The organism is Paenibacillus sp. JT31N17 (genome assembly GCF_056269255.1).
In genome coordinates, this window is record NZ_JBWDNP010000025.1 from 19043 (window position 1) to 31640 (window position 12598).

Annotated in this window: 11 protein-coding genes; 10 read left to right on the plus strand and 1 reads right to left on the minus strand. The window is 51.3% G+C overall.

Annotated features, from left to right (window positions below; translation table 11 throughout):
- The first annotated feature begins 26 nt into the window (after positions 1–26).
- The 4 genes from AC0YOB_RS36520 (at position 27) to AC0YOB_RS36535 (ending at position 3316) form a co-directional block, all read left to right on the plus strand.
- On the plus strand, positions 27–419 hold the full coding sequence (locus AC0YOB_RS36520) for a RidA family protein (protein WP_475796976.1): 393 nt from the start codon (positions 27–29) through the stop codon (positions 417–419).
- 140 nt (positions 420–559) lie between these two features.
- Positions 560–847 (plus strand): septation regulator SpoVG, encoded by a 288-nt coding sequence (spoVG, locus tag AC0YOB_RS36525; protein WP_189000021.1) that lies wholly within the window; start codon positions 560–562, stop codon positions 845–847.
- Positions 848–1068: 221 nt separating this feature from the next.
- Entirely contained in the window at positions 1069–2454 is a 1386-nt protein-coding gene (gene glmU, locus AC0YOB_RS36530) for a bifunctional UDP-N-acetylglucosamine diphosphorylase/glucosamine-1-phosphate N-acetyltransferase GlmU (RefSeq protein WP_475797003.1), read from the plus strand.
- 229 nt (positions 2455–2683) lie between these two features.
- Positions 2684–3316 carry a 50S ribosomal protein L25/general stress protein Ctc gene (locus AC0YOB_RS36535; RefSeq protein WP_475796977.1) on the plus strand — a complete coding sequence of 211 codons (633 nt, stop codon included), beginning with the start codon at positions 2684–2686 and terminating at the stop codon, positions 3314–3316.
- 152 nt (positions 3317–3468) lie between these two features.
- Here the strand turns inward: AC0YOB_RS36535 and AC0YOB_RS36540 are convergent, their stop codons facing one another.
- Positions 3469–3669 (minus strand): hypothetical protein, encoded by a 201-nt coding sequence (locus AC0YOB_RS36540; RefSeq protein WP_210046358.1) that lies wholly within the window; start codon positions 3667–3669, stop codon positions 3469–3471.
- Positions 3670–3841: 172 nt separating this feature from the next.
- Here AC0YOB_RS36540 and pth point away from each other — a divergent pair, with 172 nt between their 5' ends.
- The 6 genes from pth (at position 3842) to urtA (ending at position 12536) form a co-directional block, all read left to right on the plus strand.
- Positions 3842–4402, plus strand: a complete 561-nt coding sequence (gene pth, locus AC0YOB_RS36545) for an aminoacyl-tRNA hydrolase (RefSeq protein WP_475796978.1) — start codon at positions 3842–3844, stop codon at positions 4400–4402.
- 54 nt (positions 4403–4456) lie between these two features.
- A complete protein-coding gene (locus AC0YOB_RS36550) occupies positions 4457–4687 on the plus strand; it encodes an anti-sigma-F factor Fin (RefSeq protein ID WP_210046360.1) in 231 nt (76 codons plus the stop codon).
- 344 nt (positions 4688–5031) lie between these two features.
- Positions 5032–8559 carry a transcription-repair coupling factor gene (gene mfd / locus AC0YOB_RS36555; protein ID WP_475796979.1) on the plus strand — a complete coding sequence of 1176 codons (3528 nt, stop codon included), beginning with the start codon at positions 5032–5034 and terminating at the stop codon, positions 8557–8559.
- Positions 8546–9661 carry a peptidylprolyl isomerase gene (locus tag AC0YOB_RS36560; RefSeq protein WP_475796980.1) on the plus strand — a complete coding sequence of 372 codons (1116 nt, stop codon included), beginning with the start codon at positions 8546–8548 and terminating at the stop codon, positions 9659–9661. The genes mfd and AC0YOB_RS36560 overlap by 14 nt, the downstream gene beginning before the upstream one ends.
- Positions 9662–9887: 226 nt before the next feature.
- Complete coding sequence (locus AC0YOB_RS36565) at positions 9888–10928, plus strand: lactonase family protein (RefSeq protein ID WP_475797004.1); 1041 nt, start codon at positions 9888–9890, stop codon at positions 10926–10928.
- A 333-nt stretch (positions 10929–11261) separates the two neighbouring features.
- Positions 11262–12536 carry an urea ABC transporter substrate-binding protein gene (gene urtA / locus AC0YOB_RS36570; RefSeq protein WP_475796981.1) on the plus strand — a complete coding sequence of 425 codons (1275 nt, stop codon included), beginning with the start codon at positions 11262–11264 and terminating at the stop codon, positions 12534–12536.
- Positions 12537–12598 lie beyond the last annotated feature (62 nt).

Sequence of the window (12598 nt, forward strand, 5' to 3'; positions counted from 1 at the left end):
ACACCTTCAGGAGGTACCTTTCAAAAATGAAGCATATTCCACGCATTGTATCTACAGACAAGGCGCCGGCCGCAATCGGACCTTATTCGCAAGCCATTACACTGGGCAATTTATTGTTTACGTCCGGACAAATTCCACTGGATGCAGACGGTCAGCTGGTGGAAGGCGGAATCGAAGAACAAACCCATCAGGTATTCCGCAATTTGCAGGCGGTCCTTGCGGAAGCGGGAGCGACCTTTTCCGATGTGGCGAAAGCGACGGTTTTTATCAAAGATATGAACCAGTTCGCCGCCCTCAATACGATTTACGCCTCTTATTTTGGTGATCACAAACCTGCCCGCTCCACGGTTGAAGTGGCCAGACTGCCCAAAGACGTTCTTGTCGAAATTGAGCTGATTGTATCGATAAAAGTCGAATAAAAGTCGAATTAAATCGAAACAATGGAATTGGAAATATTTATTTTAAAATAAGGCATTAATTTTCCAAAAACATGAAGGATTTTGCATTGCAGTGTGGAATTATACACCAAGTCTTTGATAGGCAAAGGTGGTGAACACAAGTGCAAATTACCGATGTCAGACTCCGCCGTGTAAATTCCGAAGGTCGCATGAAGGCTATCGCTTCCATCACCATTGACAACGAATTTGTCGTTCACGATATTCGTGTGATCGACGGCAACAATGGGATGTTTGTGGCAATGCCAAGCAAACGGACTCCGGATGGAGAATTCCGCGATATCGCTCATCCGATTTCTTCTACTACCCGTGAGAAGATCCAGGCTGCAGTTCTTGCTGAGTATGAGCGTGCCGCTACGGAGGAAGAAGAAGTGATTGAAGAAGGAGCGTAATTGACGAAATTGGGGAGAGCGCAAATCAGGGTGCAGGATACTGAAGCCCTTTTATCAACCCGATTTGCGAAGAAAAGGGAGCCTTTTGGGCTCTCTTTTCTTTTTGCCTTGAATACGCTATATTCATTAGAGAAATTTACAAGAACAAGAATAACAAAAAAGTTCATAGAGTATCCAGATAGACATCATAAAGCCGGGAGGAATTTACATTGGGAAAAATAATGGCAGTCATACTAGCCGCGGGACAAGGCAAACGAATGAAATCGAAATTATATAAAGTGCTTCATCCGGTATGCGGCAAACCAATGGTCGGCCATGTGCTGCAAACGGTGAGGGAAGCGGATTGTCAGCGCACCGTTGTTGTTGTGGGACACGGGGCGGAAGCGGTGCAGGGCTACGTCGGCGACGGCGCGGAATTCGTGCTGCAGGAGCAGCAGCTTGGCACCGGTCATGCGGTCCTGCAAACAGAGGAGCTGCTTGGCGCTGAAGAAGGCACAACTGTGATTCTGTATGGGGACACGCCTCTGGTCACGGCAGAGACCATTACAGCGCTGTTGGAGCTGCATACGCGTACGCAGTCGGCGGCTACTGTGCTGACGGCTGTAGTGCCCAATCCGCAGGGTCTGGGACGGATTATCAGGAATGAAGCGGGAGCAATCCAGCGGATCGTCGAGCAGAAGGACTGCACGCCCGAGCAGGCCGCCATTAACGAGATCAATACCGGCATGTACTGCTTTGACAACCGCAAGCTGTTTGAGGCGTTGAAGCTGGTTACAAACAACAACGCGCAGGGTGAATACTATTTGACGGACGTCATGGAGATTATCCGAAAATCCGGCGAGGTTGTGGAGGCTTACTGTGCGGCGGATTATGCGGAAGGAGTCGGCGTGAATGACCGTGTCGGCCTCGCAGAGGCTGAGCAGCTCATGCGCGCGCGCATTGTCCGCAAGCATCAGCTTGCGGGTGTGAGCATTATCGACCCCGCCGCCACTTATATAGAAGCGGACGTCGTCATCGGCTCCGACACCGTTCTTTTGCCCGGTACGATTCTGCGGGGCAGCACGGTGATCGGGGAGGACTGCATCATCGGGCCGCAGGCGGATATCACGGATACGGAAGTCGGCAACGGAGTCACAGTCAAGCATTCCGTAACGACGGAAGCTGTCATCGCTGATGAATGCTCGGTGGGTCCCTACGCTTACCTGCGTCCGGGTACCAAGCTTGGAATCGGCTGCAAGATCGGGGACTTTGTTGAAATTAAGAACGCCGAGCTTGGAGCCGGCAGCAAGGTTTCCCATCTTAGCTATATCGGGGACGCCAAAGTAGGCGCAGACGTCAATATCGGCTGCGGTGCGATTACCGCCAATTATGACGGGTATAATAAATCGCTCACGGAGATCGGCGACAATGCTTTTATAGGAAGCAATGTGAATTTGATCGCACCAGTCAAAGTCGGCAACGGCGCCTATGTTGTCGCAGGGTCTACAATTACACATGATGTACCTGATGGAGATCTTGCGATTGCCCGCGAGCGTCAAGTCAACAAACCCGGTTATGCGGATAAGCTCCGTGCCCGGGCAAAAGCGAAGAAGGCAAACAGCAAATAACAAGAAACGGCTCTTTTGGTCCTATCAATGGGCAAAGCAGCATGTGGATGTCGGCGGTTATTCGTGAATTGGGTGCCGCTGCACCCCTCGATTGCAAGCAGTATGCTTCGGTTCTCAAAAAGCCGAAGCATACTGCTTGTTTAATTTTTTGGCGTAGTGGGTAATATGAATATACTATGTACGAATATGAATAAAGCACGAATAAGTACAAACCCAGGAGGTTCCAATTATGGCTATAACATTCAAGGCAGAGGAACGTGCATCAGGATCACAGGGACAACTGCGAAAGCTGCGTCATACGGGCAAGATTCCCGGTGTCGTTTACGGCAAAAAGCTGGAGAACCCCATCAGCATATCGGTCGATGAGAAGGAACTGCTTGCCATTTTGCGCTATCATCCCAATGCACTGCTCGAAGTGGATGTACCAGGTGCCGGCAAACAGCCGGTCATGATGGCCGAGGTTCAACGGGATGCCTTATCTCGCAGCGTTATGCATATTGATTTTCATCAGGTGAATATGAATGAAGAGATTAAGGCGCAGGTCCGCATCGATTTGGCGGGCGATGCTCAGGGCGTGAAGGAAGGCGGTATTCTGCAGGTGCTGCTTCATGAAATCGAGGTTCATTGCCTGCCGAATGCGATTCCGGATTCTATAGAGCTTGATGTTTCCGCACTGCTTGTAGGGGAGAATCTGCTGGTGAGCGACCTGAAGCTGCCTAAGGATGTTTCTACCCGTGTCGATAGCGATCAGGTAGTGGTTGCCATTCTTGCACCACAGAAAGCAGAAGAAGAAGATACCGAAGCTGCCGAGGGTGAAAGTGCCGAAGCTTCCGAGGAGAAGAAGGATAGCGATAACGAGTAAAACCATAGCGGTGGCAGCGGGAGAAGATCTTTGTCATCGGGGAGAAAATATAGTAAGGTGGAGAGGGCTGCGCCGCTGCAGCCCTCTTTCCTGTGTAGCATGACCTTCCTGCCCACAGGCTGGCACTCGGTTTAACTTGTCCTGAATTTTTCTCAATATCCGGGGCGGGAAACAAAGGTAAACTGCCTTCTGTTGTAGAACACATTATTAACCTTGATATACTGAGGACTGCACTGTTCGACGAAGCCGATGTCACTATGCTCGTTGCCCCAATAGATCTGGACTGGAACCTGATGCTCCGAGTGATCCAAGAAATGAGAATCATCATAAATCAGCTGACCGTTCAAATACATCAAAGTCGCTCCTTTGTGTTCAATTTCGCATTGCCTCGGCAGTCTGCCGCTTATATAGATATGACAATTTACAAGGATGATTCGTTGCATCATTACAAAAACTTTACAGCAAACATTTTTCGCCTATGTAACAATGTCTGAGTAAAAACGTTTAGGAGTTGAAGGCACGCACATGAAATGGATTGTCGGATTAGGAAACCCCGGCACGGCTTACCAGGGGACGCGGCATAATATCGGATTTATGGCGGTCGATGCCCTGGCCAAACGGTGGGGAATCAGCGTAACGCAAAGCAAATGCAAAGGGCTGCTCGGTGAAGGGAATGTGGCCGGCACGAAGGTGATGCTGCTCAAGCCGATGACGTATATGAATTTGTCCGGGGAGACGGTGCGAGGGTTCATGGATTATTTTAAAGCCGATCTCGAAGATGCGATTATCGTCTACGATGATCTGGATACGGAAATCGGTAAGATCCGGCTCCGTTATCAGGGCAGCGCGGGCGGCCATAACGGGATCAAATCCATTATTGGACATACCGGCACCCAGATATTCAATCGGGTAAGGATGGGAATTTCCAGACCGCAGCCGGGTATGAATATTGCAGACTATGTGCTGGCCAATTTCCCTAAAAGCGATGGAGAGAAAGTGTCTACCATGATAGAGGATACCTGCGATGCGGTCGAATTTGCGCTCAAGCATCCTTTTGATCAGACCATGGCCAAATTCAACCGTTAAATATTGGCCCGTCCGGGCATACTGAGGGTATAACAAACCTTCAGGAGGCATAATATGGCTGTACATTACATTTGTCGTCACTGTAAGTCCGCGATCGGAACCATACACAACAGCTCCGTATCGGAAATGCAGCTCGGGTTCCATTTCTTGACCACCGAAGAGCGCAGCGATATAATAGCGTATAATCCAAACGGCGATGTGACGGTCAAAGTCGTTTGCGACTACTGCCGCGAGGCGATTGAGAATAATCCGGAACTCGTGCTTATGAATAGTCCCCTGCAGTAGGGGGCTCCCACTCGGATCAGGATTTGAAGAGCCTTGGCGCACGGCTGAGGCTCCTTTTGTGAACTGATTTTTAAAATTTCAGGTTCAGCGGCAGGGACTGTTCTTCTTTTGGCATCTCTTGCGGCAAAAGAAGGCAGGCTGTTTCCGTTATGGGTGCTATTTTCCTGAATTTTAGTTTGTAACAGTTGGTATCCCTATTTTATCTATATCGTTCCGCTAGGATAACGCTTGACGCTCGCCCAGGAAACAGGGGGTCATGGTGCATATTATGGAACCCGGGTCTCCCATCGGGGCAGAGCAGCAAGTCATTATCTTTGGTGGAATGAAACGAGGTGCAGTAAACGTTGAAAGCATTACTAGAGGCTTACGCCGCGGATATGGATTTTCAGTCAGTCGTGTCCGGATTGCGAAAAGGGATGCGGGAACAGTTGATATCCGGCCTGGCCGGATCGTCGCGGCAGGTCATGATTGCTGCTCTCTCCAAGGAAATGAACCAGCCGATGCTGGTGGTTACGCACAATATGTTCGCCGCGCAGAAGATCGCGGAGGATCTGGTGGAATGTCTCTCGCCAAATGAAGTGCTGCTGTACCCCGCCAACGAATTGGTCGCAGCGGAAGCAGCCATATCGAGCCCGGAAACGCTTGCCCAGCGGATGGATGTTCTGATCCGTTTGTCGCAAGGCTTTCGCGGGATTGTTGTCGTGCCCTTCTCCGGGGTGCGCCGCTACCTGCCGATCAGCAGTGTGATGGCTAATGCGCGGATTGAGATAAAAGTAGGCGATACACTGCCTATGGAAGCGTTTTTACGGCAAATGGTAGAGCTTGGTTATGTCCGGGCCGATAAGGTAGAGGCTAAGGGCGAAATGAGCGTGCGCGGCGGAATTGTCGATTTTTATCCGCTGACTACCGCAAATCCGTACCGGATCGAGTGGTTTGACGATGATATCGATTCAATCCGCACCTTCGATATTGCCGATCAACGATCGGTAGAGAAGCTGGAGCAGTATATGGTTCCTCCCTGCCAGGAGCTTCTTGCCGAGGCCGGCCGCTTCGATAATGCGGCTCAGCATGCCTCGGAGCTGTTGGAGCAGCAGCTTCAGAAGATGAATGACCGTTCGGCCAAGGACCGGCTGCGCTCGGAGATGGGCGCAGAGATCGAAAAGCTGCGCGAGCATCAGTATTTTACGGAAATTTATAAATATATCTCACTGCTCTATCCGGAGAGGCAAACGCTGTTCGACTATATGCCCGAGGATACGCTGCTTATCTATGACGAACCGACCCGCCTCATTGAGACTGGCCGTCAGCTCGAACGGGATGAATCCGAATGGGAACTGCATCTGCTGCAAAGCGGAAAATCTCTTCCCGGGCTTGTGCTGGCCCGCCCCTCTGACGAGATTTTGTATCATCGTCCGTTCCCGACCATGTTTCTTTCTCTTTTCTTAAGGCAAATTCCGCATACGCAGCCTCAGAATATCCTTAATGTCGTCTGCCGCTCGATGCAAAATTTCCACGGTCAAATGAATGTGCTGAAGGCGGAGATGGAACGCTGGCGCAAATCCGGCGCGAGTGTCATGATGCTGGCCGGCAGCACGGAGCGTATGGACCGCATCAGGCGGATCCTGCACGATTACGGCATTGAGCCGCCGACGCTGATCGAAGGCAATTTGCAGTCCGGTTTTGAGCTGCCATCCATCCACCTGATTGTAATTACCGAGGGCGAGATGTTTTCGCAGAAGCAGCGCAAGGCGCGGCGGGTGGACAAAAAAATTGACAATGCCGAACGGATTAAAAACTATTCCGAGCTGAAGGTTGGCGATCACGTCGTCCACCAGAACCACGGAATCGGCAAATATATCGGGATCGGCACGCTTGAGATTGCCGGCATCCATAAAGACTATATTCATATTTTGTACGCAGGTGGCGACAAGCTGTCTGTTCCGATTGAGCAAATCGACCTGATCCAGAAGTATGTCGGTTCCGAGGAGAAGGAGCCGAAGGTCTATAAACTGGGCGGCAGCGAGTGGACGCGTGTCAAAACAAAGGTCCGCTCCTCCGTCCAGGATATCGCCGATGAGCTTATCAAGCTGTATGCGGAGCGGCAGGCTACCAGCGGATTTGCCTTTGGAGGCGACACTTCCTATCAGCAGGAATTTGAAGCGATGTTCCCTTATGACGAGACACGGGATCAGCTGCGTGCGATTGAAGAGATCAAGAAAGACATGCAGACACCGCGACCGATGGACCGTCTGCTGTGCGGCGATGTCGGCTACGGCAAAACCGAGGTTGCCGTGCGCGCGGCCTTCAAGTCGGCGATTGAGGGAAAACAGGTCGCCATTCTTGTTCCTACGACGATACTCGCCCAGCAGCATTATGAGACTTTCCGCGAACGCTTCTCGGGGTTTCCTTTCAATGTGCAGGTGCTGAGCCGTTTCCGTTCCAAGAAGGAACAGACCGATACGATGAAAGGTCTCAAGGCGGGAACGGTGGATGTCGTTATCGGTACGCACCGGCTGCTTTCGCAGGATATTATCTTTAAGGATCTGGGCCTGCTTATTGTGGATGAGGAGCAGCGCTTCGGCGTATCCCACAAGGAGAAGCTGAAGCGGCTCAAAACCAACGTGGATGTGCTTACGCTGACGGCAACGCCAATTCCGCGCACCCTGCACATGTCCATGCTCGGAGTCCGGGACTTATCGGTTATCGAAACACCGCCGGAGAACCGTTTCCCGGTGCAAACCTATGTGGTGGAATACAGTCCGTCGCTCGTCCGCGAGTCCATCGAACGGGAGCTGGCGCGGGGCGGTCAGGTCTATTACCTGTTCAACCGTGTGCAGGGGATTCATCAAATGGCGGAACAGATTCATGCGCTGGTTCCGGATGCCCGCGTTGCGGTCGGGCACGGCCAGATGTCCGAGCAGGAGCTGGAGAAGACGATTCTTGATTTCCTCGACGGGGAGTCCGATGTGCTTGTCAGCACCAGCATTATCGAGACGGGTGTGGACATCCCCAATGTCAATACGCTGATTGTTCATGATGCGGATAAAATGGGGCTTTCCCAGCTCTACCAGCTGCGTGGACGCGTGGGGCGCTCCAATCGTATCGCTTACGCTTATTTCACCTACCAGCGGGATAAAGTGCTGACAGAGGTTGCGGAGAAGCGTCTGCAATCCATTAAAGAATTCACGGAGCTCGGCTCAGGCTTCAAGATCGCCATGCGCGACCTGGCTATACGCGGAGCGGGAAACCTGCTTGGAGCGGAGCAGCATGGCTTCATCGCCTCCGTTGGCTTTGATCTGTATTCCCAAATGCTTGCGGATGAAATAGCCCAGCGCAAGCTTGATATGGGCGGAGAAGCCGTCGAGCCGGTGAAGGAAGTCAGTACGGTGATTGATATGAGTATAGATGCGTACTTGCCCTCGGCTTATATTTACGATAGCATACAGAAGATAGAGATATATAAGAAGGTGGCAGCTTTGCGCTCCCTTGAGGAAGCGGAAGATCTGCGCGAGGAGCTGGTGGACCGGTTCGGCGATTTGCCGCAATCGGTGGACAATCTGCTTTCCGTAGCCAGGCTTAAAGTGCTCGGCGCAGCATGCGGGATTGAGCAGATAAGCGGCAAGGGCGATGATATCAGCTTGCGGTTCGCCGAACAGGAGAAGCGGCGGTTCGACACGAAGAAGGTCGACCGGTTGTGCCTGCAGTTCGAGAACCGGATCAAGCGTTCAGCCGGCAACGAGCCTTATCCGCTTGTACAGCTGAGAGGCAAGGGGCTTGAAATGGATCAAAGGCTCGAAGTACTGGAACGTTTTTTGCTTCACTATAAAGAAACCATACAATCGAAAGGGGAACTACAGGATGTTGCGCACTAATTATTGGAAGAAGGGGGTCTTGCTTGCATTGGCGGCCATGTTGGTCGTTGTTTTGGCAGCAGGATGCGGCAAGAAGAATGACTCCGAGGGGACAGCGCCCGGAGCAGGGGAAGGCAAAGCCGTAGCGACATATAAGGACGGAACGGTAACGGAAACGGAGTTTGCCAAATATTCGACCTTCTTTGGCATCGTACAGCCGCAAACGGAAATGTACTTGAGCATCCCGCAGCTTCAGGAACAATTTCTGCGTGAGTATGTGGGATACAAGATTCTGAAAACCCGTCTTGGAGACAAAGAGGACAAGGCGATGGAAGAAGAAGTAAACAACTTCTATACCCAAATCAAGCAGCAAATTGATGCAACCCCGGAAGTGAAGGCAAAAGTGGACAAAGTCGGACTTACCGAGGCGGATATCAAATATTTCTATACAATGATTACCTCCATCATGAAGGATGAGGAAAGCAAGGTTAAAGATGCTGATGTACAAGCTCAATACGATAAAACCAAAGACGACTACAACATGATCACGGTTCGTCATATTCTGGTCGGAACCGTCAACCCCGAGACAGGCGAAGAGACGCGCAAGGACGAAGATGCGCTCAAAATTGCCCAGGAAGTGAAGAAGAAGCTGGATGCCGGCGGCGACTGGACAGCACTGGCCAAACAATATTCGGACGATACCGGCTCCAAGGAGACCGGCGGCTTGTATGAGAATCAACAGGCAAAAGTCTGGGTGGCGGAATTTAAAGATGCCGCAAACAAACAGGAGATCGGCAAAGTGGGCGATCCCGTCAAATCCTCTTACGGCTATCATGTCATGAAGGTGGAAAAGCGTGAGCCAACGGCTTTTGACAAGCTGTCCGCCGAGGACAAAGAAGGTCTGAAGCAGGCTGCAGCTTCCGAGGTCCTCAATACGTTTATGACCAAAGAGCTCCCGGGTCTGATTACGAAAGTTGATCTGCCCGCACCTCCAGCTGATCCTAACGCTGCTGGCGGAGCAGCGAATGGTGCCGCTGGTGGCGCAACGAATGGAGCAGCCAATGATGCTGCCGCTCCGGATTCGACATCGACTGATAAAAAAGAAGAACCTGCAACGAAGTAAGCAGCTTAAGAAGGAAGCAGCGGTTATTGCCATCAACGCCCGAGGATTGCGGTAGCTTGAAGAAGCTGATCCGCCGCCAAAAGTCGAAAGCAGCCGTTTCTGTTACAGGGACAAGCTCGGCTGTTAAGCCGGGCTTGTTTTATGCCGGGAGCCGGTAATGTAAAGGCCAAGTATCAGTTGTATGCAGCGGGAAGAGGAGATCGGGGAGGGATTGGCTTTGGGGAAAATGCAGGTGGTCGTCGGATCCTATTCCGGCAATGAAGCAGAAGGAATTGCTGTCATTGAATTGAATACCGAGAGCGGGGAAATGAGAAGGGTCTCTGGTGTAGCAGGACTGGTTAATCCTTCCTACCTGACAATGAATGCGGCACGGACTCGCTTGTACGTGGTCAGCGAGACAGGGGATCAGCCAGGGAAAGTAATTAGCCTTGCTGTTGACCCGGCTGATGGGTCCATGTCTGTGATGAATGAGCGGTCGACACTGGGCAATGCGGCTTGTCATATCACGCTGGATCGGGATGAGCAATTTATTACGGTTGTCAATTACAGCGGCGGCAATGTATGCCTGTTTCCCGTAGAGGAAGACGGCTCCATAGGCCCGATGGCCGATAATGTGCAGCATGAGGGAACGGGACCGCGTAAGGACCGCCAGGAAGCGCCGCATCCGCACTCTTCCATCATCGACCCGACGAATGAATATGTGACGATCGCGGATCTGGGAACGGATGAGCTTGTGCAGTACCGGATTGACAGGGAAGCTGGGAAGCTTGTGCGCGTACGGCAGACTGCAGCAGTCCCAAGTTCGGGTCCAAGACATATGGCTTACCACCCGAACGGGCAGCAGCTGTATGTTGTAAACGAGCTGGACAGTACGGTTTCGGTATATCAGGTTCACCAGGAGGATTTGCGGCTGGAATTGCTGCAAACGATCGGGACGCTTCCGGACTCCTTTACCGGAAACAGCACCTGCGCCCATATCCTGGTCAAAGGCTGCGGGCGTTTCTTATATGCCTCCAACCGCGGGCATGACAGCATCGCCATTTTCCGGATCGCGGAAGACGGCATGCTTGAGCTCGTGGATGTTGCCACAAGCGGCGGACGGGAGCCGCGGAATTTTACGATCACGCCGGATGATCAGTATCTGCTTTCCGCCAATCAATTATCGGACAGTCTGATAAGCTACCGGATTGATCAGGGTTCAGGACGTCTGCTGTCGACCGGTCACCAAATTGAGCTGTCTACACCGGTTTGTGTGTTCGTAAAATAGACTTTTTCCATCGAAAAACGAAAAGCGTCAGGATCTCACCTCGTAAAGGGGAAGAGACCTGACGCTTTTTTCGTTGACCGGATCTATTTTATGTTAGGTATAAGCAGGAAATCGACAAATTCACCTCCGTTTACATAACATTAACATAACATTAAAGTGACTTTTTTATCATATAATGCAGGAAAAAGGAACCAATTATGTGTGATTAAAACTTTTATGGAAACTATATTGACATGAAAGCTGACATGAATCTATAATGAATTCACGAACGATACAACGTTTAGAGAGCGGATCGTTCGGATTATAGGAGAAAATGGTTAGGGGAGTGGGAAAATGAGGGAAAAAGTATGGAAAAGCACAGTTTTTATGCTGGTTGCGCTCTGCCTGGTATTAGCGGGCTGCGGGAACAATGGCGGAAGCACAGAAACAACTGCCAACGGGGAAGCCAATACAAGTAATGCTGCAGGAAACAGCGGAGGTGACAGCGGAGAAATAAAAGTCGGCATCCTTCATTCGCTCAGCGGCACCATGGCCATCAGTGAAGTATCGGTTAAAGATTCGGAGATGATGGCCATTGACGAGATCAACGCCAAAGGGGGCGTGTTAGGGAAGAAGCTTGTGCCTGTCGTTGAAGACGGTGCTTCCGATTGGCCGACTTTCGCAGAGAAAGCGCGCAAGCTGATATCCGAGGATAAAGTCGCAACCGTGTTCGGCGGATGGACATCCGCAAGCCGGAAAGCGATGCTTCCTGTATTTGAAGAATTAAACGGACTTTTATGGTATCCCGTACAATACGAGGGTTTGGAATCCTCCCCGAATATTTTTTATACCGGAGCAACAACCAATCAGCAGATTGTACCGGCGGTAAGCTGGCTGCTGGAGAACCGCGGCAAGAAATTTTATCTTCTGGGCTCCGATTATGTCTTCCCGCGTACCGCCAACAAAATTATTAAAGAACAGCTGAAAGCCGAAGGCGGCGAGCTGGTAGGCGAGGAATATACACCGCTGGGTCATACGGATTACGCAACGATTATCAGCAAAATCAAGGAGGCGAAGCCGGAGGTCGTGTTCAATACGCTCAACGGCGACAGCAACGTAGCCTTCTTCAAGCAGCTTAAGGATGCGGGGATTACCGCGCAGGATATGACGACACTCTCGGTTTCGGTGGCGGAAGAGGAAATCCGAGGCATCGGCGTGGATGTGCTGGAAGGGCATCTCGCAGCCTGGAACTACTATCAGACGACAGATACGCCCGCCAATAAAACGTTCGTTGAAAACTACAAAAAGAAATATGGCGATGACCGCGTAACGGCAGATCCGATTGAAGCGGGTTATGATGCGGTTTATCTGTGGGCTGCTGCTGTAGAGAAAGCGGGATCCACGGATGTGGCTAAGGTCAAGGAAGCGGCCAAAGGTCTGGAATGGGATGCGCCAGAGGGTAAAATCACAATCGACGGCGAGAATCAGCATATTTACAAAACCGTTCGAATCGGTGAAGTGCAGTCCGACGGGCAATTCAAGGAAGTATGGAATTCCGGCGAACCGGTGAAGCCGGACCCTTATCTCAAGGGCTATGAGTGGGCGAGCAGCTTGAGCTCCGGAAGTTAAAGAACGGATGTCATAACCAACCTCGTATGAAACAGGGCAATGGGAGTATTCGCCAAGCGTCA

What these genes read in the sequence shown, in the direction of transcription:
- AC0YOB_RS36540 (WP_210046358.1), bottom strand. Translation starts at nt 3,669, where the DNA reads ATGTATTTGAACGGTCAGCTGATTTATGATGATTCTCATTTCTTGGAT.
- AC0YOB_RS36560 (WP_475796980.1), top strand. Translation starts at nt 8,546, where the DNA reads ATGTTGCGCACTAATTATTGGAAGAAGGGGGTCTTGCTTGCATTGGCG.
- pth (WP_475796978.1), top strand. Translation starts at nt 3,842, where the DNA reads ATGAAATGGATTGTCGGATTAGGAAACCCCGGCACGGCTTACCAGGGG.
- glmU (WP_475797003.1), top strand. Translation starts at nt 1,069, where the DNA reads ATGGCAGTCATACTAGCCGCGGGACAAGGCAAACGAATGAAATCGAAA.
- AC0YOB_RS36535 (WP_475796977.1), top strand. Translation starts at nt 2,684, where the DNA reads ATGGCTATAACATTCAAGGCAGAGGAACGTGCATCAGGATCACAGGGA.
- AC0YOB_RS36550 (WP_210046360.1), top strand. Translation starts at nt 4,457, where the DNA reads ATGGCTGTACATTACATTTGTCGTCACTGTAAGTCCGCGATCGGAACC.
- AC0YOB_RS36565 (WP_475797004.1), top strand. Translation starts at nt 9,888, where the DNA reads ATGCAGGTGGTCGTCGGATCCTATTCCGGCAATGAAGCAGAAGGAATT.
- urtA (WP_475796981.1), top strand. Translation starts at nt 11,262, where the DNA reads ATGAGGGAAAAAGTATGGAAAAGCACAGTTTTTATGCTGGTTGCGCTC.
- AC0YOB_RS36520 (WP_475796976.1), top strand. Translation starts at nt 27, where the DNA reads ATGAAGCATATTCCACGCATTGTATCTACAGACAAGGCGCCGGCCGCA.